General features: G+C 69.1%; 18 protein-coding genes. 2 read left to right on the forward strand and 16 right to left on the reverse strand.

Features of this window, described 5'->3' with window-relative positions; all coding sequences use genetic code 11:
- Positions 1-818: 818 nt before the first annotated feature.
- On the reverse strand, positions 819-1,205 hold the full coding sequence (locus tag GT354_RS23515) for a peptidase inhibitor family I36 protein (protein ID WP_237535377.1): 387 nt from the start codon (positions 1,203-1,205) through the stop codon (positions 819-821).
- Positions 1,206-1,396: 191 nt separating this feature from the next.
- Here GT354_RS23515 and GT354_RS23520 point away from each other — a divergent pair, with 191 nt between their 5' ends.
- A complete protein-coding gene (locus tag GT354_RS23520; RefSeq protein WP_161358355.1) occupies positions 1,397-1,900 on the forward strand; it encodes a hypothetical protein in 504 nt (167 codons plus the stop codon).
- A gap of 48 nt (positions 1,901-1,948) precedes the next feature.
- Here GT354_RS23520 and GT354_RS23525 read toward each other — a convergent pair whose 3' ends face one another.
- From GT354_RS23525 to GT354_RS23545, 5 genes are all read right to left on the reverse strand, one after another.
- Positions 1,949-2,605 (reverse strand): class II aldolase/adducin family protein, encoded by a 657-nt coding sequence (locus tag GT354_RS23525; protein ID WP_346012140.1) that lies wholly within the window; start codon positions 2,603-2,605, stop codon positions 1,949-1,951.
- A gap of 194 nt (positions 2,606-2,799) precedes the next feature.
- Positions 2,800-4,398, reverse strand: coding sequence for a BCCT family transporter (locus GT354_RS23530; RefSeq protein WP_346012142.1), 1,599 nt, complete (start codon positions 4,396-4,398; stop codon positions 2,800-2,802).
- A gap of 1,043 nt (positions 4,399-5,441) precedes the next feature.
- The gene (locus GT354_RS23535) at positions 5,442-6,515 is read right to left on the reverse strand and encodes an ATP-binding cassette domain-containing protein (RefSeq protein WP_346012141.1); all 1,074 of its coding nucleotides are present in this window, start codon (positions 6,513-6,515) and stop codon (positions 5,442-5,444) included.
- Positions 6,512-7,306 (reverse strand): ABC-2 family transporter protein, encoded by a 795-nt coding sequence (locus GT354_RS23540; protein WP_161358357.1) that lies wholly within the window; start codon positions 7,304-7,306, stop codon positions 6,512-6,514. The genes GT354_RS23535 and GT354_RS23540 overlap by 4 nt, the downstream gene beginning before the upstream one ends.
- Positions 7,299-8,177 (reverse strand): ABC-2 family transporter protein, encoded by an 879-nt coding sequence (locus GT354_RS23545; protein WP_161358358.1) that lies wholly within the window; start codon positions 8,175-8,177, stop codon positions 7,299-7,301. The genes GT354_RS23540 and GT354_RS23545 overlap by 8 nt, the downstream gene beginning before the upstream one ends.
- Positions 8,178-8,504: 327 nt before the next feature.
- Between GT354_RS23545 and GT354_RS23550 the strand changes: the two genes are divergently transcribed.
- Positions 8,505-9,830, forward strand: coding sequence for a TerD family protein (locus GT354_RS23550; protein WP_161358359.1), 1,326 nt, complete (start codon positions 8,505-8,507; stop codon positions 9,828-9,830).
- A gap of 148 nt (positions 9,831-9,978) precedes the next feature.
- Here GT354_RS23550 and GT354_RS23555 read toward each other — a convergent pair whose 3' ends face one another.
- From GT354_RS23555 to GT354_RS23600, 10 genes are all read right to left on the reverse strand, one after another.
- The gene (locus GT354_RS23555) at positions 9,979-11,025 is read right to left on the reverse strand and encodes a hypothetical protein (RefSeq protein ID WP_161358360.1); all 1,047 of its coding nucleotides are present in this window, start codon (positions 11,023-11,025) and stop codon (positions 9,979-9,981) included.
- A gap of 213 nt (positions 11,026-11,238) precedes the next feature.
- Entirely contained in the window at positions 11,239-12,174 is a 936-nt protein-coding gene (gene arcC / locus GT354_RS23560; protein WP_161358361.1) for a carbamate kinase, read from the reverse strand.
- A 382-nt stretch (positions 12,175-12,556) separates the two neighbouring features.
- Positions 12,557-13,558, reverse strand: a complete 1,002-nt coding sequence (gene argF / locus GT354_RS23565) for an ornithine carbamoyltransferase (RefSeq protein WP_161358362.1) — start codon at positions 13,556-13,558, stop codon at positions 12,557-12,559.
- 102 nt (positions 13,559-13,660) lie between these two features.
- Complete coding sequence (locus tag GT354_RS23570; protein WP_161358363.1) at positions 13,661-14,890, reverse strand: arginine deiminase; 1,230 nt, start codon at positions 14,888-14,890, stop codon at positions 13,661-13,663.
- 157 nt (positions 14,891-15,047) lie between these two features.
- Positions 15,048-16,469, reverse strand: coding sequence for an amino acid permease (locus tag GT354_RS23575; protein ID WP_161358364.1), 1,422 nt, complete (start codon positions 16,467-16,469; stop codon positions 15,048-15,050).
- 475 nt (positions 16,470-16,944) lie between these two features.
- Positions 16,945-19,545, reverse strand: a complete 2,601-nt coding sequence (locus GT354_RS23580) for a polynucleotide kinase-phosphatase (RefSeq protein WP_161358365.1) — start codon at positions 19,543-19,545, stop codon at positions 16,945-16,947.
- Positions 19,542-21,314 (reverse strand): 3' terminal RNA ribose 2'-O-methyltransferase Hen1, encoded by a 1,773-nt coding sequence (locus GT354_RS23585; protein ID WP_161358366.1) that lies wholly within the window; start codon positions 21,312-21,314, stop codon positions 19,542-19,544. The genes GT354_RS23580 and GT354_RS23585 overlap by 4 nt, the downstream gene beginning before the upstream one ends.
- 510 nt (positions 21,315-21,824) lie before the next feature.
- Positions 21,825-22,118, reverse strand: a complete 294-nt coding sequence (locus tag GT354_RS23590; protein ID WP_161358367.1) for a hypothetical protein — start codon at positions 22,116-22,118, stop codon at positions 21,825-21,827.
- A gap of 70 nt (positions 22,119-22,188) precedes the next feature.
- Complete coding sequence (locus tag GT354_RS23595) at positions 22,189-22,905, reverse strand: phosphate ABC transporter ATP-binding protein (RefSeq protein ID WP_346012143.1); 717 nt, start codon at positions 22,903-22,905, stop codon at positions 22,189-22,191.
- 203 nt (positions 22,906-23,108) lie between these two features.
- On the reverse strand, positions 23,109-23,977 hold an 869-nt coding region (locus GT354_RS23600), incomplete at its 5' end, for a class D sortase (RefSeq protein ID WP_161358368.1).

The following is a 23,977-nucleotide window of genomic DNA, read 5'->3' on the forward strand; positions in this document are numbered from 1 at the left end:
CACCCCGGCACCCCGGCCCGGAACGGTCCCTAACCGATCCGGGCACGTCTCGGCGCGGACGGTTTGGGCTGTGTGTTCGTGAACCGTCCACCAGTGACGACCCATCGCTCGACATCCGGGGCGGCGACCGGCACGGGCGCGGTGAAGAAACCAGTCCGGGCGCCACCACCCCGGGCCCGGTCTCGCCCGCCCCTGTGGACCGTCCCCACCGAAACGGCTCGACCGCGCTGACCGGCTCGGCTGCCCCGGCTGCGGCGGGCCCGACGTCGAGCGCAGATCGATCTTTGGCGGCGAGCGAGATTCGGCACAACCTGCAAGGCACCACCTTCTCGGTGCCCGCAGGCTGGGCCGTGGCCCGGGGCTCGACCGACCGAACGTCATCGTTGTGCTGCCACCCGCCGCTTTGGTGGGTCGGCCGTTGGACGGTTGCGACGTAGACGGCGTCGAGATCCGCCTCCCCCACCTACCCGGCGACGAGTGGGGTCGCGCCGTGGACTCGAATTCGGCTCGGGCCCGGTCCCGGGCGAGTGACCCCTGGTGGCGCGACGTCGTGCCGCGCGGCCGTTCGATGCCCACATCGTCCGCGATCATCGAACGCGGCTTTCGTTCGGTGGGCCCAAAGACAACCGACAACCGCCGCCGGCAGGAGACTTGTGCCACCGACCGGTCGTATCACCCACGGGTGGGATGGTCGCCGGTCACGAAGCTCTCCATCCAGACGTTCGCGATTCCCCCGAGTCCGGACGCGACGATCGATCGCATCGCCGCGTCCTTCGACTTCTCCGGCTACGCCGGAGCCCCCGGCTTAGCGCAGCCGGTCAGGGCTTCTCCCAGATCTGGAATGCGCGTACCACATACGGCACTTTGGGCACGAAAACGCCTTGGCCCGGATACGTACTGAAATCGCCCTCCGTGGCGCACTCGCGGCTCTGATACATCGTCACGTATCGATCCATGCGGTTGGCGAACGACAACGCGTCGACACCATCGGGCAGCGACACACACTCGTTGGCGTTGGTCGTCGCCAATTCGAAAGTCGCCGCAGGCGTGCCGGTGAAACCCGGCGCGGCCCAGAAGCAGACCTGCCCCGGTACGCAAGATGCGGCAGTGGCCTCGCCTGCGAACGCACCCGGCGACGCCATCGCGGACAACAGGCTGGTGGTCAAAGCAAGAGCGCAGACAATACGACGTCGCATGCCGCTCATCGGTAATCCCCGTTCGTCGAATCCTTGCCCCGGTTCCGACGTGCCCCAACTGTCACCCGTAGAGCGTGAGATCGCATGCGAATCGGGTCTGATTCGCTCGAAAGAGTGCAGTAGGCCGCAAGTGACCCTATTGGGGAACCGACCCACGAAACGTTTCGTCTCAGTTGATATCGCGTCTCTCGGAGGCTGTCATGACTGTTGCGTCCACTCCTCGCCGCCGTCTCGCCCGTTCCGCCCTCGGCGTCGCCGCCGTCGCGGCTATCGCAGCTACCACCGTGTTGTCCGGCACCGCGCAAGCAGCCGGACCGACCTACCTGACCGACATGCGCACCGGACAACACGCGACGTACGACCGTGTTGTGCTCGACTTCTCCACCGGCGTACCCGCGTACGGAACGACGACCACGAGCGGGCTCGAGAACTGCGGGAGCGGCAAGCCGATCACATTCCCCAACAGCGCCGCGTACGTCGAACTCGACATCGCGAGCGCCGCCCACGACCCGAACACCGGCCAGCCGACCTACACCGGACCGCGCACCGTCGTCACCAATCTGCCTTCGGTCACCGGTTATGCGATCACGTGCGACTTCGAGGGCCATTTGTCGGTCGGCATCGGTTACAAGAGCAACGTGCGCGAGGTGTCCACAAGCATTCTCACCAACCCGAGCCGCGTCGTCGTCGACGTCAAGCGCTGAGCCTCACCGCCCGAGGACACGCCCACTTCGCCGTCCGCGGGCACACGCTTACTGCGCCATCCGCCGTTCGACCGCCGCCAGTTCGGCGGCGGTCAGGATGTTGGGTGTCCCGACCGCGAGCGAACGCACATAGACCTCGCACAACCACTCCAAGACCCGCGTACGGTCGTACGCCTGGGTGAGGTCGCGTCCCACCGTGACGCCCCCGTGATTGGCCAGCAGCGCCGCGCTGCGGCCACCCGCGACCGCCTCGCGGACGGCCGCGGCCAACTCACGGGTGCCGTAGGTTGCGTACGGTGCCACTCGCACGTCGTGCCCGCCGAGCAGCAGCACGTTGTAGTGGATGGCCGGCAGGACGGGCAGCGTTGTCGCGACGACCGCGCCGAACACCGCGTGCGTGTGCACCACGGCCCCCGCGTCGGGGTCGGCTTCGTACAGCGCGAGGTGCATCGGGGTCTCGGAGGACGGTGCCCGCGTGCCTTCGACGACGGTCCCCGACAGGTCGACGACCACGCAGTCGTCCGGCGTCATGCGCTCCAACGGTGCTCCTGAGGGCGTTACCGCGATCAACCGTCCGCGGCGCACGCTCAGGTTGCCCGACGAGCCGACGACGAGACCGCTCTCGACGATCAGCCGGCCGAACTCGCACAGTTCCCGACGCTCGTCCTCCAACAACACCGCGGCCTCCAGCCGGATCACGATCACGAGGGGATCCGAACAGAACAGAACGAATCCGAACGGATCCAATCAGACTCACGGCGCCTGGCTCCGCGCCACCCGGCTCTGCGCCCTCGAATGCGCGCTCTCGAATCCGATTCTGTTCGACCGTGCGCCCGCGGTCGGAGATCGATCGGTCGGGCCCGGCCCGATCTCGCGCCCCCTTCTCCGCGCCGGCTCGATCAGATCCCTCCGTGGTGGCGGTGAAACGCCTCCACGTCGATCTCGTCCTCCTCGTCGCCCACCGTCGTCCGCACCACGTCGGACAGTCCGCGTGGCCGAATCCGACGTGGCCCCGGTGCCACCATCGGGTCACTGCTCAGATCCTTGACGAGTGCGACGCACAGCGCGAGCATCACGAGCACGAACGGCAACGCGACCAAAATCGTCGCCTGTTGCAACGACGTGAGGCCACCCGCGACCAGCAGTACCGCGGCCACCGCCCCGATCAGCACGCCCCACCCCACCACCAGCCACCGAGCGGGCTTGAGCGACCCGCGGCTGGTCAGCGAACCGAGCACAAGCGATGCCGAGTCGGCGCCGGTCACGAAGTACAGCGCCACCAGGACCATCGCCACGATCGCGGTGATGGCGTACAGCGGGAGCGCGTCGAGCATCGCGAACAAGCCCGACTCAGGCCCCTCCGCGACCTTGGACACCAGATCGGCCGCCCCGGTCTGCTGAAACCGCAGCGCGGTTCCGCCCATCACCGCGAACCAGATCGTGCTCGCCCCGCTGGGCACGAGCAGTACGCCGATCACGAAATTGCGCACCGTGCGACCACGAGAGATGCGAGCGATGAACGTCCCCACGAAAGGTGCCCAGGACAGCCACCACGCCCAGTAGAAGATCGTCCACTCGCCCATCCAGGCATCACCGCCGAACGTCCCGGTTCGAGTGGCGAGGGTGAGCAGGTCGTTGAGGTAACTGCCGACCGACGCGGGCAGCACCCCCAGGATGTACACGGTCGGCCCAACCACGAACACAAACAGCATGAGTACGAGCGCGAGCATCACGTTGGCGGTACTGAGCCACTTCACGCCGCGATGGATCCCGCTGAACGCGGACACCACGAACGCCGCCGTGAGCGCCACGATGACGACCACGTGCAACGTCGACGTGTCCTTGATGTCGGTGGTCAGGTCGAGACCCTTGCCCACCTGAAGCGCGCCCAGGCCCAGGCTCGTGGCCGAGCCGAACACGGTGGCGAAGATCGCCAGCAGGTCGATCGCTTGGCCGGCCGCACCGTCAGCGTGGCGCCCGAGCAGCGGTACGAACGCAGCGCTGACCCGGTTGCCACGACCACGACGAAACGTCGCGTACGCCAGCGCGAGGCCGGCGATCGCGTAGATCGCCCACGGGTGCAGCGTCCAGTGGAACAACGTCCACTCGATGGCGGCCCCGGCGGCCTTGGGAGTCCCCGCGACCGCGCCCGAGGCCGGTGGCGGGGTCGCGAAGTGCTGGATGGGTTCGGCCACCGCGTAAAACATCAGGCCGATGCCCATCCCGGCGCTGAACATCATCGCGACCCACGCGCCGGTACCGAACTCCGGTTCGTCGTCGTCCTTGCCGAGTCGGATACGGCCGTACTTGGACACCGCGATGAACACTGCGAGTACCAGAAAGATGTCGGCGGCGACCACGAACAGCCAACCGAAGTTGCGGATCGTCCAGGCGAGACCGTGCGAGGACGCGCTCTCGAGGGACCCCTTCGCGAGTACGCCCCACAGCACGACACCGAGGACGGCCGCGAAGCCGACACCGGCGACTACCGGGTCCACACCGGGCGCAGCGGCGGCATCTCGGCTCGATCCGCTCACTGAGTCGTCCTTTTCATCCGCTTATCTGCCATACGACATCGTGCGGTCTGGCGGTCCCGGCGCTGCGGGGCGCGCCGACCATCCCTTGGGCATCACCCCAATGCCGCACGTACTCAGGGCGGTCGCGGGCGCACCCCTGGGGCGGACGCGGGGATGCCTGCGGAGAACGTCGGGCTGTGGTTGTTCCGGGCTTCCTCTCGAACGCCCGCAGGTGTGCGGCCGGCTCGCACGAAAGCATCGGCCTCGTCGCAGACACACGTGCCGGTCGTCGAAACAGGACAGACCTTCGCGGACGGACGCGCCCGGTTGCGCGCGTGTGGGGCACACAGGGCAAGCGCACACCGGGTCGCGGGCGACGCCTTCAGCAGCCCAGCCTCACGCAGATTTGGCTGCCTGCGCCTGCCGGCGCCCTCCGGCGCCGGCAGGGCCGCCCGCACGCGCACCGGGCACCGGGCGCCCGCAGGCAAAGCCCACTCCACGCGCGCAGTCGCAGTCGGCGCGCCGACCCTCCCGGGCCTCCCGGAACCCCGCCGTGACCCCGGCCATGGCCGCAGCACCGGCTCCGGGAGGCATGTGCCCCGCGGTGCGACCAGCCCGCCTCGGACCGCGATCCCAAAGCCCGACGAGAGCGGACGCGACCGGCGAGAGCGGCGGGACCGCACTCGCCCGCCCGGTCTCGCCGGCCCTCCCCGCCCACCCGGAGGCACCCCCACCTCGACTCTCCTCCGTTTCCCCGGCGCGCCGCTGCGGGTGCTCCCTCGAATCGGCTGCCTCGACCCGCTGCCGTCCGCCCCGGCCCCCGCGCCCACCACCGAACGCGCCCGCATCGCTCGAGACGTCCTGAGCCTGCGGCGATCAACGGCCGTCCCCGACACCGACTCGGCCGCGACCGCCCCACCCGCAAGCGCTCACGCCGGCGGCCCCAAGCCCCTCACCACCCACTGCCGCTCGCCCGCCGGCGCCGCGCCCCGCCGTGTCGGCGCACCGCTCGCGATCACCCCCGCTCACCCCCGGTACAGCCGTGCCACCACTTCCTCGATCGTCGGTTCGAGCACGGACACGTCCCGCAGCCCACCTCCGTGCGCGATGCGTGCGATCAGTTCACCCGCCGGCACGCCCTCCAGCGCGAAGGTCACCCGTCGCCCTTCCGCCTCGACGCTCTCGACCGTGACGCCGGGCATGGCCGCGTCCGCGTCCACCGCCCTCGGCTCCTCCAGATCCACCACGACCCGCCGGCGCGAGCCGTAGCGTGTGTGCAGTGCCTCCAAGGTCCCGTCGTGCACGACGTGCCCGTGGTCGATCACGATCAGCCGCCGGCACAGGTGCTCGATATCGGCGAGGTCGTGCGTCGTGAGCACGGTCGTCACGTCGCCGCGATCGCGAATCTCCCCGAGAAACGCCCGCAGCGACTGCTTGCTGACCACGTCGAGGCCGATCGTCGGCTCGTCCAGAAAGAGCACGTCGGGCGCGTGCAGGAGCGCGGCGGTGATCTCGCCGCGCATCCTTTGCCCGAGCGAGAGTTGGCGCACCGGCGTGTCCATGAACTCGTCGAGTTCGAGCATCGCGCGACACTGCCTCAGTCGGGCCTCGTGGTCGGCTGCGGGCACCGAGTAGACGTACCCGAGCAGCCGGAACGACTCGCGCAGCGGCAGGTCCCACCACAGTTGCGACCGCTGCCCGAAGACCACGCCGATCCGGCGGGCGAGCCGTCGTCGGCGCGGGACGGGTTCAAGGCCGCACACCCGCACGTATCCCGAACTCGGCGACAGGATGCCGGTCATCATCTTGAGCGTCGTGGACTTGCCGGCGCCGTTCGGGCCGATGTAGCCCACCGTCTCGCCACGCGTAATGCTCAGCTCGACCCCGTCCACGGCCGCGACCGTGTGGCTCTCGCGCCGGATTCGGCCGACCTTGCGTTTGACGGTGAACTCCTTGCGCAGGTCCCGCACTTCGATCATCACCTCGGCCTCGCCTGCGCCCCTGCCCCTGGTTGCGCCCTTGGTCGTGGTCGTGGTTGTGGTCTCGCCCTCGGCCTCGACACCGGCCCCGTTGTCTGCTCCGGTCACCTGCACAGTCACGATCCCGTACTCCTGTAGTGCCGAATGCCCGTACGCCACACGAACAACGCGAGTGCCCACGCGCCCAGTGCGGCGATCGGAACGAGCCACGCGAGCCAGGACGGCCCGCCGAGCGGATCCGCGCGTCCGGTCAGGACCAGCGCGGGGTGATAGCCGACGAGCGCGAGGCCCAGTCCGTACCCGAACACCCGGCGCAGTGCGACCGGGTAGATCGTGGCCGGGTAACGCGCGAACTCTTTGCCGCCGTAGGTGAACGCGTTCGCGATTTCGCCCGACTCGACGAACCAGAACGCGACGCTCGCGCCCAACACGAACGTCGCCGCGAACAGCGCGCAACCGGCAATCGGAGTGACCACGAGCAGCAGCGCGCGCCCTGGCGTCCACTCGATGTCGACGTACCAGAGCACGACCACCAGCAGCAGCGCCGATTGCGCGACGCGCCCGATCCGCCGCAACGAGAAGTCCGTACACAGAAGTTGCGGCAGTGCTCCCAGCGGACGAACCAGGATGGTGTCCAACAGACCGGTGCGAACATAGCGTGAGAGCCGTTCGATGTTGCCCACGAGAAGGTCGGCGAGATCAAACGAACATGACGCGAGCGCGGACATCAGCAGCACTTCGCGTAGGTCGAATCCGCCGATCGTGGGCGTGACGCGGAACAGGACCAGGACCACCGCGGCCTCGATCAATGTGGTGAACGCGGCCATCACCAGGTCCACGCAAAACGACGCGCGGTATTGGGTCTGGCTGCGGATCTGGGCCCGGACGAGCCGGGCGTACGCCTCAACCACCCTGGATCACCAACCGGTGGGTCGCGGCCCGTTGTACCCGACGCGCGAGCGGTATCAGCACGGCCACCCACGCGAGCTGGAGGGCGACGCTGCCCCATTGGAGGGCGGGGTCGGCGCGTTCGACCAGGACGTCGAGGGGGATCTGGTAAAGCCCGGGGAACGGCGTGCCGAACCACAACAACACCTGCGCCCATTCGGGCAGGAAGCGCAGCGGAAAGAAGGTGCCGGCGAAGACGCTCGCCGCGAGTACCCACACCGCGTTGAGTCCGCGTACGTCGAGGAGCCAGAACGAACCGAGGTTGACGAGATAGCGCAGCGTGAAACTGATCACGGTGCCCAGGGCCAGCGAGAGCGCGAACAGCGGCCATGTATGGGGACGTTGTGGCAGATACATCGAGAAGACGAGGGCGCCGACGAGCACCGGAACCAGCATCCGGGCCAGCACGCTGTAGAGGGCACGGCCCAAGTCGGCGGCGAGGAACGCCTCGAACGGGTCGATGGGACGCAGCAGGTCGGCGGTCACGTCGCCGCTGCGGATGCGATCGGCGAGTTCGTTCCAGTTCCAGACGTGGACGACGCTCATGATGCCTTGGCCCACCCACACGTATGTCGCGAGCTGTGCGGCTTCGTAGCCTCCCGGACGGCGACCGTCCGCGGCGACGGCAAGCATGAGCGAGTAGATCATCACACCGAAGACGGTGTTGGTGAACAGCCCGGCGAGGGCTGCTTGTCGATAGGTGGCCCAGCGGCGAAAGCCCGCACCGACCAACGCGCCGAAGCAACGCGCGCGATCATGCGGGCCGGGTCTGGGCCGGTCCGCAGGGCCGCGGGCGGTGGAGGAGCCGGCCGGCGCATCAATGGGTGGATCCATCGCAGGATCGGCGGTGCGATCGGCCCTGAACAGGCGTGCGAAAGCGAACGGCATGGTGAAAAATCCCTTTCCCGGGACGGGCTGCGCCGGGCATGCCGAGGGGGCCTCGGCAGGAGGCGTGGGGGATGCTCACTCTTGGTTTCGTTGCGCCGGGCCTGATGCGTGTCGAACGCCGGCCCCGGCTCGCAACACCCCGGGCAAGGCGAACAACCCTAGCCCATCCTTCGGGCGCACTCTCCCTCTTTGGGCTGACCCGTACGAGTGGGCACCCTAATTTTTCGCGGCAAAGGATGAACCGATCAGCACACTCGTGTGACGATCGTGCGCATGGTGCAGCAGCTGGGTAAGGGACAGAACACGCCGGTGACCGCGACGAAAGTGCGTGCGGTCTTCGTTTGGCGCCCGGGGCCGGGTAGTCCGGGCCTGGACGCTTCGGCGCTGTTGCTGGGCACGTCGGGTCGAGTGGCCGGCGACGAGGACTTCGTGTTCTACAACCAACCGACCCATCCTTCGGGCGCGGTGCGACATGCCGGCAAGGAGGAGGGTTCCTTCTCACGCGACGCGTTGGACATAGATCTGGGCGCATTGCCGCCGAGCGTGGACCGCGTCGTGCTCGCGGCCTCGGCGCACAGTGGCACGTTCGCCGGCATCAGCGGCCTGCACCTGTTGGTGAGCGATCCGACGGCCGAGGTCGATCTGGTCAGGTTCGACATCGAGAACGCGACGGTCGAGACGGCGATGCTCGCGGGTGAGCTGTACCGGCGCGGCGGTGCGTGGAAGTTCCGCGCGATCGGCCAGGGCTACTCGACGGGTCTCGAAGGACTCGCGACCGACTTCGGCATCTCGGTGAGCACGCCGGCCCCGGCCCCGCGGTCGCAGGCGGTCCCGCCGGCGCCCCCGCGACCACATATCGCTCCCACACCTGCGCCTGCGACCGCGCCCGCTCCCCGCCTGAATACGCGCAAGCCCGAACGGGCGCCGCGCCCCGCCCCGCAGGCTCCCGCGGCGCCTGCGCCGGCGAGCGCCCCCGCACCCGCGCGCCCGCCGGTGCGTTTGAGCAAGGTCACGCTCACCAAGGCGTCCCCGATGGTCTCGCTCGCCAAAGAGGGCATCACCGGCAGCCGGATGCGGGTCAACCTCAATTGGGTACAGGCCGCCCCGGGCCGAGGCATGCTCAAGCGGCTGATGGGCCCGACCGACCTCGACCTGTGCTGCCTGTGGGAGCTGAGCGACGGCCGCAAGGGCATCGTGCAGGCCCTCGGCAACATGTTCGGCTCCAAGGACTCGCCGCCGTACGTGTTCCTCGACGGCGACGACCGCACGGGCGCGGTCAGCACCGGCGAGAACCTCTACATCAACCTCGACCACAAGGCCAGCTTCAAGCGCCTGTTGATCTTCGCGTTCATCTACAAGGGCGTGACGTTCGACGACGCGCAGGCAGTCGTGACGTTGACGCCGGCGACCGGTCCCGAACTGGAGATCCGGCTCGACGAGACCGGCGGCGGGGCGCGTTCGTGTGCGATCGCGCTCGTGCAAAATCAGGGTGGCGATCTGACCATCCAACGCGAGGTGCGCTACATCAAGGGCAACCAGGCAAAGGTGGACCAGGCCTACAACTGGGGCCTGCAGTGGACGGCGGGCAGCAAGGACTGACTTCGCGTCGCTCGTGCCCGACACCTGGCCCGCGCCCGCGTCGGCGACACCGTGAGGGACTTCGTACCGGCGCCGGCGCCGGCCCTGCGCACGGTGTTCACCGGCGCGACCGCGCCCGCGACCGCCGGCGGCGTCGCCCGGCCCACCGTCACGCGTCGTCGGGGTGGGTGCCCTCGGGGCGTACGCCGATACCGGGCAGGTCGACGTAGCCACCCGAGGTCCACGCCCGGGTGCGCAGCCGGCGGGCGCGGTCGATGCCCCAGAACGCGAACGCCTCCAGGATCGACTCGGCCGCCGTGGCTGCGTGCTCGGCGCCGGGCCGCAGCCACACCTGGCGACCGTTCCCGGGCACGTTGCCCAGTTCGAGGCGGTCCTGGCCGACCCGGACCTCGGCCGTGTGCGCGGGTTCGAGCACGTCGCCGAGCACGAGCAGGACCGGTTCGACCCAGCCGACCAGCGGCATGTCCACGACGAGCGAGGACAGTACGCGTGGCAACGCCGCGTGGAAGTCGACCCAGTCGCGCGGTTCCGGGCCGAACGGCAGGAACAGTTCGGCCAGGCTCATGTCGGGACGGCTGACGCACCAGATATAGGGCAGTTCCGCGAGCGAACCGGCGGTCTCGAACGCGCGGCGCTCGAAGGCCTCGCCCACGCGGGTGGGAAACAGTTCCATCACGAGCGCCTCGTGCGCGTCGTCGCGCAAGAGCCGCAAGGTGATCCCGCGCGACCGCCAGCGCAGCCACGCGTTCGGCCCGCCGCGCCAAGGCGCGGGCCCGAGCGTCGCGGTCAGCGCGGCGCCGAGCCGGGTGTGCGCGGCGTCCAACTCCCGCCCCCGGTCCCGGACGTAGGGCACCGTTCCCCAGGCGCCAGCTTGACCGGCCACGTATCCGAACTGTTGCGCCGTCGCGGCCCCCGGCCCACCGGTCGGCGTGGGATCGGCGCGGATCGGGAGCGGCGCGGTGAACCGCACGCTCGGCGCGCCGGCGGCCTGTTCGGCCGGTTCGGCCCGGCACGCCAGGCCCGGCACGCCAGGATCGATCGACATCGCGCCGTCCTCGTCGAGCCGAACCTGCCAGCCCAGCCGGCCGGCGGTCTCCCGCACAGCCCCGGCGGACCAGTCCCCCCACTCGGCGCCTCGGGCGGCGAGCAGCGTTCGAGCGAGTGTGTCGGCAGCAGGCATCACGGAGACGGCCATGCCCGCCATGGTCACAGGACTCGGGCCGATCGGACCAGACCCTTTACCGATCCGCGCCCGAAAAGATCGTCCACGAACCCACATCGGCGGATTCGCATACCCCCCGCGAACTCGCCGAGGCACCCTCCGCGCCCCGCCCGTCCACACCCTTCGACGAACGACCCCATTCATACGGGCCGGGCCGGGCCGCCCCGTCCCGCTTCCGCCGCGCCGTCACAGCAAATTGGTCTCCGGGTACTTCCCACTCGGCGTGACGATCGTGCCCGCGTTGCCCTTGAGGATCTCGCCGGCCTGATCGAGCGCACCGATCGCGGCCATGTCACCGGTCATCTCGACGAAGCGGCAGGTCGCGTCGACCTTGGGTCCCATCGACCCGGCCGGGAAGTCCTCCGCACGCAGTTGTGTCGGGGTCGCGTTGGTGATCTCCTGCGCGTCGGGCTCTCCGAATCCGCGGACCACCCGGGGCACATCGGTGAGCAGCAGCAACGCGTCCGCGTCGAGCGCCTCGGCCAGGAGCGCGGCGGTGAGGTCCTTGTCCACCACCGCCTCGACACCGGTGAGCCGGCCGAGTTCGTTGCGTACGACGGGGACGCCGCCGCCGCCCGCACACACCGCGATCGCGCCGGAAGCAAGCAGTTGCCGGATCAGGCGGGTCTCGACCACGCGCGCGGGCTTGGGCGAGGGAACCACGCGTCGCCACCACTTGCCGTCGGGCTTGACGGTCCACCCGCGTTCCTCGGCGAGGCGCTTGGCGTCGGCCTCCTCGTAGACCGGGCCGACGAACTTGGTCGGGTTTTGAAACGCCGGATCGGCGCTGGACACGAGCGTCTGGTTGATCAGCGAGCACACCTGACGGCCCGGCAGCGCGTTTTGCAGGGACTGGAGGAGCCAGTAGCCGATCATGCCCTGTGTCATCGCTCCGAGGACGTCGAACGGGTACGGCTGGCGGAGCGACCGGTCGGCCGCCGATTGGAGCGCGAGCACACCGACCTGGGGGCCGTTGCCGTGGGTCACCACCAGTTCGTGATCCCGTGCGAGCGGGGCCAGCGACGCGACGGCTTTTTGGATGTTGTGGAGTTGGGTGTCGGCGTCGGGCTTGTCCCCGCGCTGAAGCATTGCGTTCCCGCCGAGGGCGACGACGACGCGCATGGTGGGTCCCTTCGATCCGGGCGGCGATCGCGACCGAGACAACCGTCGCGACCGCCACGGCAAGACAGACAAGAAGTCGTACGCAACCCGCACGACGCACAGGACGCCCATGCCCTTGCACGACCCGCACCACGTACACGACCAACGCGACCTACCCAAAGCGCAGGACACACCGGACGCGATGCACGAGAGGACCAAGCGCATGGAGCACACACAGCACACGAAAACGAGACGCCCAAGCCCACAGGGCACACAAGCCCGCAAACGCACAAGCCCACAAGCCCGCAAGCCGTCCGAACCGCACCATCGAGAACACCCGCGACCCCGGTACCGGATCGGTCCGGCACCCAGGCCGCGAGCGACAACCGTCGTTGCCGGTCGCCTAATCCCCCAAAGTGGCGACCATGATCGCCTTGATGGTGTGCAGTCGGTTCTCGGCCTCGTCGAAGACGATCGAGAAATCCGCCTCGAAGACCTCGTCGGTGACTTCGAGGGCCTCCATGCCGGTCTTCTCGTAGATGTCCTGACCGACCTGGGTGTTGCGGTCGTGGAACGCCGGGAGACAGTGCATGAACTTGACCTTGGGGTTTCCGGTCGCCTTCACCACGTCCATGTTCACCTGGTACGCCTTGAGCTGCGCGATCCGGGTGTCCCAGACCTCCTTGGGCTCGCCCATCGACACCCACACGTCGGTGTAGAGGAAGTCCACGCCCTTGACGCCCTCGGCGACGTCGGCGGTGTGGGTGATCCGCGCGCCGGTCGTGGCGGCGATCTCCTTGGCCTTGTCGATGATCGCGCTGTCGTTCCACAGTTCCCGCGGCGCGACCATGCGTACGTCCATGCCGAGCATCGCGGCGGTGATCAGGAGCGAGTTGCCCATGTTGTAGCGGGCGTCGCCCAGATACGCGAACGCAACGTGGTGCAGCGGCTTGTCCGAGTGTTCGCGCATGGTCAGCATGTCCGCGAGCATCTGCGTGGGGTGCCACTCGTCGGTGAGGCCGTTCCACACCGGCACGCCCGCGTACGCGCCCAACTCCTCGACGTACTCCTGCCTGCTGCCGCGGTACTGGATGCCGTCGTACATCCGGCCGAGCACGCGCGCCGTGTCCTTCATCGACTCCTTGTGGCCGATCTGCGAGCCGCCCGGGTCGAGGTACGTCACGCCCGCGCCCTGGTCGTACGCGGCGACCTCGAACGCGCACCGCGTACGGGTGGAGGTCTTCTCGAAGATCAACGCGACGTTCTTGCCGACGAGGCGCTTTCGCTCGGTACCCGCGTACTTCGCGGCCTTGAGGTCCGCGGCCAGGTCGAGCAGGTGGTTGAACTCCTTGGGAGTGAAGTCCAGTTCCTTGAGGAAGTTGCGGTGACGCAGGTTGAAGGCCATGGCTCCAGGCTTCTCTTCGGGCGAGTCGGCACAACGACAGGCAGCGGATCGAGGAACGTACGAACGGCAAACCATCAGGTTATGGGACGGTCTTTCATCGGATCACCCGACGGCCTCACGCTCGACCGGGCAGCTCATGCAGCGAGGTCCGCCGCGTCCTCGGCCGAGTTCGCTGCCGCGTACGGTCACGACCTCGATGCCGTTCTTGCGCAGATAGGTGTTGGTGGTGACGTTGCGCTCGTAGGCGAAGACCACGCCGGGCTCGACGGCGAGCACATTGCAGCCGTCGTCCCATTGCTCACGCTCGGCGGAACGTACGTCCTGGGTCGCGGCCAGGACCCGGATGTCGGACAGCCCGAGCGCGTGCGCGATCGCCTTGTTCATGTCGGACGCGGGGTGGTCGGTGACCTTGAGCTCGTTCTCGGAGTCGCCCGGCTCGATCGTGTAGGAGGGCAGCATGCCCATCCCGGCGTACTTGGTGAACGTCTCGCCGTCGAGCATCGTCATCACCGTGTCCAGGTGCATGAACGCGCGCCTCTTCGGCATGTTCAGCGCGACGATCTTGGTCGCCGAGCCCTGCTTGAACAGCGCCCGCGCGAGCGCCTCGACGCCCATCGGGGTGGTGCGCTCGCTCATCCCGACCAGGACCGCGCCGTTGCCGATGACCAGGACGTCGCCGCCCTCCATCGTCGCGGGGAAGCTGCCCTGTCCCGGGTTCCAGACGTTGAAATCGCCCTTGGCGAAGTTGGGGTGATAGTTGTAGATCGCCTCGAAGTGCACCGTCTCGCGGCGCCGCGCCGGCATCGTCATCGCGTTGATCGCGACGCCGTCGTACACCCAGGCCGAGGTGTCCCGGGTGAAGATGTGGTTCGGGAGCGGCTTGAGCACGAAGTCGTCCACGTCCATCGTGTGGAACGCGACGCTGTGCGGCTCCGGGATGTACTCCATGACCTCGCGCTTGGTGATGCCGCCCACGAGATAGCGGATCAGTTCGTCCGGGTCGAACCCTTCGAACAGGCTGCGGAGTTCGTCCACGGCGAGCAGGCCGAACTCGCGTTCGTCGAAGACTCGGTCCAGGACCAGCTTCTTCGCCGCCGGTTCGCTGCCCAGGCTCTCGCGCAGCAGGTCGGTGAACAGGTGGACGCGGATACCGCGGTCGCGTAGCGCGTCCGCGAAGCCGTCGTGTTCCTCACGGGCGCGCTTGACCCACAGCACGTCGTCGAACAGGAGATCGTCCTTGTTCGTCGGGGTCAGGCGTTTCATCTCCAGATCCGGGCGATGCAGGATCACCTGCTTGAGACGACCGGTCTCCGAATCTACGTGGAACCCCATGGAATGCTCCTCCTGACCGTTGGTGAAGTGAACTGCGGTTGTTGCGTGCACTCGTGCGGGTGGGGCGGGTCGTGCGGGTGTTACTACCCAAGTCGATGCGCCGGCGGTACGTCGGTCGACCGCGGTGTGCAGCGGGCGCAGGTGCAGGGCGTGCCCCCTACGTGCGCATGTCGATCGTGACGTCCTCGACGTACGTCGCCTCCTTGCCGCCGGGGCCGTACTCGCCGCGCGAGGCCTTCACCCAGATGTAGACCGGGATGCCGAGCAGCAGCATGATCAGGCTCTTGAGCACCGCATCGGAGCCCGCGCCGTAGACCATCCACAGCGTGAACAGGAAGCCGACGATCGCGATCGTGACGTCCTTTGCGAGGGCCGCGCGGCTGACAGGGCGTTCTCGGGTGACGAGCCAGAACAGCTGGGCCGACGCGGAGAACATGTAGGGAACCACCGTGGTCACCGTGGCCAGGAGCAGGATCGTCTCGAACGCGTCCTCGGACCACACGTAGTTCACCGCGACCACGACCGAGGTCAGGATGGTCGCGACCAGGATGCCGAAGCCCGGGACGCCTGCCTTGCTCACCGTCGCGAACGGTTTGGGGAACATCCCGTCCTTGGCCGCGGCGTAGGGCATCTCCGCGCACAGCATGGTCCAACCGTTGAGCGCGCCGATGCCCGAGACGATCGCCATCGCCGCCATGATGCCGCCCCAGACGCCGCCGCCGAACATGTTGTTCAGCGCGTCCGAGAACGGCGCGGAGGAGTCCACGAGTTCGCCGTGCGCGACGTTGCCCATGACCGCGATCGTGCTGAGCATGTACACCGCGGCGCACGCGAGGGTCCCGTAGATCGAGGCCCTGCCGACGTTGCGCTCGGGATCCTTGACCTTTTCGGAGGCCACCGCCGCTCCCTCGATGCCGGAGTAGGCGAACACCACGAGTGCGGCGGAGACCTGCAGTGCCCCGAGGAAGCTGTCACCGCTCGCGTTGAACGGGCCGAAGTTGGCCTTCTCGATGAAGAAGAGCCCCACGATGGCCACGAACATCAGCGGTACGAACTTCAGGATCGTCGTCACGAGTTGGAACGCGCCCATGTTCTTGACACCGGAGAGGTTGATCAGCGCGGGGACCCACAGGCCCACCAGGGCGATGGCGATTCTGCCGGGTGTGGAGTCCCAGTGAAGGAAGTAGTTCACGTAGCCGACCCAGGCCACCGCGATACCCGCGTTGCCTGCCCATGCGGTGATCCAGAACGACCATGCGTTCAGGAAGCCGGGGAACTCGCCGAACGCTTCGCGGGCGTAGGCGTACGGGCCACCGGCCGCCGGGATGCGGGCGCCCAGTTTGCCGAAGATCACGGCGATGGCGAGCGCGCCGACCGTCACGAGTGCGAAGGCCAGGATGCTGATCGTGCCGTACTTGGCGAGTGTGGCCGGGAGCAGGAAGATGCCGGTTCCGACGACGCCGCCTACCACGAGGGCGGTCGCCTGGGACAGGCCCAGGGTGCCCTCGGGGTGGTCGGCGGATGCGGATGCGGGGTCTTGCGGCGGGGCCGGCGTTTGCGGGGCCGCCGCGTGGCTCATCGTCCCTCCGGCGAGGTTCGAGTCCGGTCGGATTCGGTGTGCGGGTCCCACCGTTCCGCGCGTCTTGAGGGTGCGCCTCGCCCGGGCGGCCGGGCACCGGCGCACGTCACGACCTGTTCCGGCACTCGCTCCGGCTGATCAGGGGCGTTGGACTCGCTTCGATCTCCCAGTGACACCGAAGCGACATACCCGAAAAATCAAGGTCAATCACCCTCCGTCATACGTCGGTCGAGGCTCCGTCACGCTCGCGATCGGTGCTGTCGGCGCGCCTCGACCGTGCGGGTGATCACCCACCGGCACCCGCCGCGCACCAGCGAGGGGCGGCACTCGCGCTCACGCGAGTGCCGCCCCTGCGTGCGAACAGGTCGATCACCGTGCGCGGGTCGACCCGAAGGGTCGGCGGCCGCCCGCCCACTCGTCCGATCGTCGGCTCATCGGTCGCCGGCTGCCGGTCGCCAGAGCACCGGTCGCCGGCTCACAGGCGCGGGTCCACCGGCTCCGATTCGAGCGCGAGTACGGCGAAGACCGTCTCGTGCACCCTCCACAGCGCCTCGCCGGCGGCGAGCCGGGTCAGTGCTTCCGCGCCGAGCGCGTGCTCGCGCAGGGCGAGCGAACGCTTGTGCCCCAGACCGCGATCGCGCAGCCTGTCGAGGTTCACCGGTTCGGTGTAGTCCGCGCCGTAGATGATCCGCAGGTACTCCGGTCCACGACACTTGACACCCGGTTGCACTCGGCGGTTGGTCACCCGGTCGGCCTCGCCTGCGAGCGGCTTGACCACCATGCCCTCGCCGCCGACCGCGGTCAGGCCCTCCCACCACGCGATGCCCGCCGCGACCTGCTCGTCGTCGGTGACATCCACGACCAGTCGACCGGTCGGCGCGAGCAGCCCCGAGGTGTCGGCCGCCACCAACCGGTCGAGGAGGGCGAGGTGCCAGTCGTGGCCCTTGTCGAGGTAGGACATGCCTTCCCCGGCGAGCACCTGGAAGGGCGCGAAGCGCAGCCCGTCGAGCCCGTCGGTATCCCAGCAGTAGCGGCCGTACGCGTCGACGAACGCGTGCGCGTTCGCCTCACGCCCGGTGATCCGACCGGCCAGGTCCGCGACGTCGATGCCGCGTGCGGCGGCCCTGGCGAGAGCGGCGCCCGCGACCGGCAGCGCTGCGGTCGCCGCAGCGCCCACGGACGCGTACTGCTGCCGCAGCAACTCCTGCGCCTTCGCCGACCACGGCATCAGCTCGGCGTCGAACAACAGCCAGTCGGTGCCCAACTCGTCCCACAGGCCGGCGGCGTCGATCGAGGCGCGCAGCCGGGCGAGGAAACCGTCGGTGACCTCGCGGTCGTGGAAGAACCCACGCCCTGTACGCGTCCACACCGCCCCCGAGCCCATGCCCTCGTCGACACCGAACGCCTTGCGCGCGGCCTCCTCGTCCCGACACACCAGCGCGACCGCCCGCGAGCCCATGTGCTTCTCCTCGCACATCACTCGGGTGACACCGTCGGCACGAAACTGCGCGAACGCCTCGGCCGGGTGTTCCAGCAGCCCCGGCAGGTCGCTCGTCGCACACGGCGCCATGGTCGGCGGCAGGTAGACGAGCCAGCGCGGATCGATCGCGAAGCGGCTCATGATCTCCAAGGCCGCCGCCGCGTTCTCCTGACGCACCGTCACCATGCCCGTGCCAGCGGTCTCGATGTGCCGGCGACCGACCCCGCCGGGAGTCAGGTCGAGCACGTCGCCGAGGTCGAGCGTGCGCCCGTCGCGACCGCCGGGGGCGTCCGACGCGAGCGGTCGCACGGGTTCGTACCAGACCTGCTCGGCCGCGACCGCGACCAGTTCGCGCTCGGGCCACCGCAGCGCGGTCAGGTCGCCGCCGAACACCGCTCCGGTGTCGAGACAGATGGTGTTGTTCACCCACACGGCGCGCGGCGTGGGCGTGTGCCCGTAGACCACGGTGGCCTTGCCGCGGTACTCGTCGGCCCACGGGTAGCGCACCGGCAGGCCGTACTCGTCCGTCTCGCCGGTGGTGTCGCCGTACAGCGCGAAGCTGCGCACGCGGCCGGACATCCGGCCGTGGTACTTCTCCGGCAGGCCGGCGTGGCACACCACGAGCTTGCCCTCGTCGAGCAGGTAGTGACTGACCAACGACTCGCAGAAGTCGACGACCTCGCTGCGGAACTCCTCGCTTTCGGCGGCCAGTTGTTCGAGCGACTCGGCGAGGCCGTGGGTGGTCTTGACCTGGCGACCCTTGAGCGCGCGCACAAGCTTGTTCTCGTGGTTGCCCGGTACGCACAGCGCGTTGCCGGCGCCGACCATGCCCATCACCAGACGCAGTACGCCGGGGGTGTCGGGCCCGCGGTCGACGAGGTCGCCGACGAACACGGCGGTGCGACCGTCCGGGTGGACGGCGTCGATCGGCGCTCCCGCGTCGTTGCGCTCGAGGGCGTAGCCGAGTCGGACGAGCAGCGACTCCAGTTCGGCGCGGCACCCGTGAATGTCGCCGATCAGGTCGAACGGGCCGGTCAGGTGTCGCAGGTCGTTGTAGCGGCGCTCGTGGACGATGTCGACCTTCGCGATCTCCTCGACTCCCTTGAGCACGTGGACCTTGCGAAAGCCCTCACGCTGCAGGCCGCGCAGCGACTTGCGCAGGTCTCGGTGCTGGCGCTGGATCACCTGCGGGGGCAGGTGCATGCGATCGGGGCGGTCGGCGTTGCGCGCCTGACACTCCTGCGGAGGGACGTCGAGGACGATCGCGACCGGGAACAGGTCGGCCTCGCGCGCGAGCGCGACCAGTTGCGCGCGGGCCTCGCGCTGCACGTTGGTGGCGTCGACGACGGTGAGCCGACCGGATGCCAGTCGCATCCGGGCGACGTGGTGCAGCAGTTCGAACGCGTCGCGCGACGCCGACTGGTCGTTCTCGTCGTCCGCGACGAGGCCGCGGAAGTAGTCGGAGGAGAGCACCTGGGTGGGCTTGAAGTGGGTGCGCGCGAAGGTGGACTTGCCGGCGCCGGTGGTGCCGACGAGAACCACCAGGCACAGGTCGGGCATGGTCAGCTCGCGTCGGTCGCTCGCTTCGTGGGTCATGCCGTTGCTCCGGTGCGGTCGTCGTGCGGGGTGGCGGTGTCGGGGACTTCGGGGGCGGCGGAGGCGGAGGCCGCAGGGGTTTGCGAGCGTTCAACGTGATCGCCGGCGACTGCTTCGGTGCGGTCGCCGGCGATGGCGTTGTGATCGCCGGCGACGGTGGTGCGGGCGCCGGCGACCGTGCTCTCGCTGCGGCTGAACACGGCCATCTGGGTCGACGGGCCGACCTCCGGGTCGACGTCGCCGACCGGTTCGAGGCGGGCCGCGTAGCCGTACTTGGCCGCCGCGTTCTCCGCCCACGCGTGAAACGTGGCGCGGTCCCACTCGAAGCGGTGGTCGCCGTGGCGCATCGCACCGGCCGCGAGCCCTTCGCCGCCCGGCTCCTCGGGCGCGTAGCGGACGTTGTACTCGACGTTGGGTGTGGTGACCACGACCGTCGCGGGTCGGGCCGAGCCGAACACGGCGTATTCGAGTGCGGGCAGGCGCGGTTCGTCGAGGTGTTCGATCACCTCGCACAGCACGGCCGCGTCGTAGCCCACGAGCCGCTTGTCGGTGTAGGTCAGCGCACCCTGGATCAGCCGGACGCGCTCGCGCTGCCGTTCGGACATCCTGGCGAGTTTGAGCTTGCGTTCGGCGATGGTGAGCGCGCGTGTGGACACGTCCACGCCGACGATCTCGCGGAAGCGGGGCTCCTTGAGCAGGGCCCCGATCAACTTGCCGTCGCCACACCCGAGGTCGAGCACGCGCTCGGCCCCGGCCGCGCGCAGGGCCTCGAGGATCGCGTCGCGGCGGTGCATGGCCAGGGACACCACCCGAGGCGCGTCGACATCCGGCTGCGCCGGAGCCTGCGACGGCGTGGCCTCGGCCCCGGCCTCGGGTGCACCCACGCCGACTCGGGCCTCGGCTCCGGCCTCCGCCCCCACCCCGGCGCGCGGCTCCGCCCCCACCCCGACGTCGGTCCCCAGAGCGTCGTCCGCGTCCGTGTCCGGCTCGTCCGCGACGGCGTTGTCGATCTCCTCGGGCGCGGTCTCGTCGATCTCGGCGAGGCGCTCGAGCGCGCTGCGGGTCAGCGTGTGCCGGCGCGACAGGTAACGCGACGCGATCAGGTCGCGATCCGGGTGTCCGGCCAGCCAACCCTCGCCGGCGCGCAGGAGTTTGTCCACCTCGTCGGGCGCGACCCAGTAGTGCTTCGCGTTGTCCAGGACGGGAAGCAGGACGTACAACTGCCGCAGCGCGTCCGCGAGTGGCATCGTGCCCGCGAGCGCGAGCTTGACGTAGCGCGACTCGCCCCAGCTCGGGAACCGCGGGTCGAGCGGGATCGGATCGGCGCTCACCTGCCAGCCGAGCGGCTCGAACAGTCGCCGAACCATGTCCTCGCCGCCGCGCGCGGAGAGCGCGGGCACCTCGATCTCCAGCGGCATCGCCTGCCCGGGCAACTCGGGGCGCGCGTCGCACCGCCCCTGCATCGCGGTACGAAACACCGTGCCGAGCGCGACCGCCAGCAACGACGATGCCGCGTAGGGCCGGTCGTTGACGTATTGCGCGAGCGCGAGGTCGGGTGAGCTCTTGCCCCGTTTGACGCCGCGAGTGAGCGTGATCGGGTCGACGTCGAGCAGGAGCGCGGCGGTGCAGCGCTCGTCGTCCGCGTCGGGGTAGAAGACGTGGGCGTCGCCGAACGTGGTGGAGAACCGCTGGGCCTTCTCCGGGTGTTTGTGCAGGAGGAAGCCGAGATCGGTCGCGGGCTGACGGGTGGTGGCGATCGTGAGGAACACCGCCCGATTATGTGCCGCGCGCAGCTTGTCCGACGATCCCTTTATTTCCGGAGACAGGGCGAAGACACAGACGAAGAGCGGGACCGAACGAAGGCGCGGAGAAGACGGAGACCGACATCGAGGCGGACACCGAGAACGAGACCACGACCGAGACCAAGACTGAGACCAAAACCGACCGAGACCGACCAAGACCGACCAAGCCCGAGACGGACACCGAAACGACCCGCAGGCGGCAGGACCGGCTCGACGCGCGCGACCGCGAGCACCCCCGTTCGTCGTACCGACGCGGCGCCTTGACCGTCGATCCATCACACGCGCGACATCCCCGACCCCGAAATCCCCCTCGCCGCCTCCGGGTCGATCGGTCGCCCCGTTGCCACCGTCCCATCCCCCGCTACAGGAGAGTCCGGTGCGAGGCCCCGATCGCCCAGGAGGCCGGTCGTCGTCACGAACTCGGTGACCGCACCCTCCACGTGCGCACACCTTCGTCGTCACGCGCCGGCTGCCGGCTCACCAGTCGTGTGGTTCGGTGACCGTCAACAAACGCACGAATCTCTCGTAGGAAACCTGACAACTCTCGAGCCGCTCGTAGGTGCGTGCCGACAACGCCACCGGGGCGCTGGGTTCGAGGGCGACGCTCCAGAACCAGCCCGGCGCCCCCGTCGCCCGCCCGATGACGGGGACCAGATCGGCGACCCTGCGGCGCAGGCGGTCGAGTTCGATGCGGCAGGCCCCCGCAGTGACATGGCCCCGAGCCGACCGCGCGAGCACGCGGCCGTTCGGGGCGATGAGCCGCCAACGCACGTGCTGCTCCGGGTCCAGGTGGACGTCGTAGCGAGCGTGGCGTTCCGGCGTACCGTCAGGGACCCGCGACTCATCCGAAACGACCGGCGACATAGTCGGCCGTCCGAGGGTCGCGGGGTGTTCCGAAGATCTCCGTGGTGGGGCCGGACTCGACGATGTGTCCCGGGGTGTTCTCCGCGGCGAGAAAGAACGCGCAGTGGTCCGAAACCCGCTGAGCCTGTTGCATGTTGTGCGTGACGATCACGATCGTGATGTCGTCGCGCAGTTCGCCGATGGTCTCCTCGATCCGCCGAGTCGAGGTCGGGTCGAGCGCGGAGCACGGCTCGTCCATGAGCAGCACGTCGGGGTCGACCGCGAGCGAGCGGGCGATGCACAGACGTTGCTGCTGACCGCCGGACAGCGCGCCGCCCGGTTGCCGGAGCCGGTTCCTGACCTCGTTCCACAGGCCGGCTCTGGTCAGCGAGCGCTGCACGATCGTGTCCTTGTCGACGCCTCGCACGCCGGTGAGCTTGAGCCCGGCCACGACGTTGTCGTAGATCGACATCGCCGGGAACGGGTTGGGCTTTTGGAAGACCATGCCGACGCGACGTCGGGTCTCGATCGGGCGCCGTGCCGAGTCGTAGATGTCCTCGCCGTCGAGCAGGACTCGGCCCGCGAGTTGGGCGCTGGGGACGAGTTCGTGCATGCGGTTGAGGATGCGCAGGAACGTCGACTTGCCACAGCCCGACGGGCCGATGAGGGCCGTGACGGAGTTGGCGGCCATGACGAGGTCGACGCGCTCGAGCACCTTGTGGGTGCCGAACCAGGCGCTGACCGATTCCGCGACGAGCGTGGAACCACGCCCGTGCGGTGGTGCCGCCGGTATGGGAGTCGCTAACGGCTGCGTGTCGGCGGCGGGAGCGAGGGTCGTCGCACCGCTGTCCGGGCTGGTCACGTGCGGAGCCTCCGGGGTGTGCAGTGATGGACAGGTCGGGCCGGTTCGTCCCGGCGTCAGAGCGTTGCCGGGAGTATGAGGGCGGCGGATTCGTACAGTGCCCACACGACGGCGAGCACGATCGGGGTGCCGAGCAGGAGCGTGACTCGGCGGTCGTCGTAGCGGCGCAGTGCCCACACGAGCACGCCCGCGACGAGGACCAGGGCCTGTGCCCACAGGAGGAGTCGGATACCGAAGCCGGTGTATCCGCCGGTGCCCTTCTCGTCGGCGTGCAGCCCCTGCGGGCGGCGGCCTTCCTGGGGGCGCGGGGCGCCTTGGAGGTCGGCGATCACCACGGTTCGTCCGCCGGGGCGGATCCACGAGTCGGCGGTGATCAGCACGAGTCGGTTCTCGGGGCCGGGCGCGAGCACGTCGTCGTGGCCGTTCTTGACGTGTTTGCGCTCGACCACCTTGTAGGTGAACTCACCCTGTTGGGTGACCGTTTCGATGCGCTGACCCACCTTCAGGTCGCCGATGTCGCCGAACGGTCCGCCGAAGGTGTGTGCGCGTCCCATGATCACGCTGTGCCCGCCCTGTCCGGGCAGGCCGCTGGTGCGCAGGTGCCCGGGGCCTTTGGCGAGCGAGTCGGCGGTGGTGCCCTCGACCACGACTTGGCGCAACCCGATGGCGGGGATGCGCAGTTGGGCCACGGGCGTGCCCTTGGCGATCGTGCCGCCCAGCGGTGCGACGTCGCGATACAGCGAGTCGGAGAGTTCGTCGGCCAGGATGCTTTGGTTCCGCGCCTGTTGGACGTCGGAGACGACGTACAGGTAGCCGACGAAGCCGGCGACGAGCACGGCGATCAGCGCGACCGCGACGCCCGCGATCGTGTACGGGTCCCAGTCCGTGCGGCCCTTGGCCGAGGTCGCGGGCTTCGGCCCGGTCG

It is taken from the genome of Streptomyces sp. SID3343 (assembly GCF_009865215.1).
GTDB lineage: Bacteria > Actinomycetota > Actinomycetes > Streptomycetales > Streptomycetaceae > Embleya.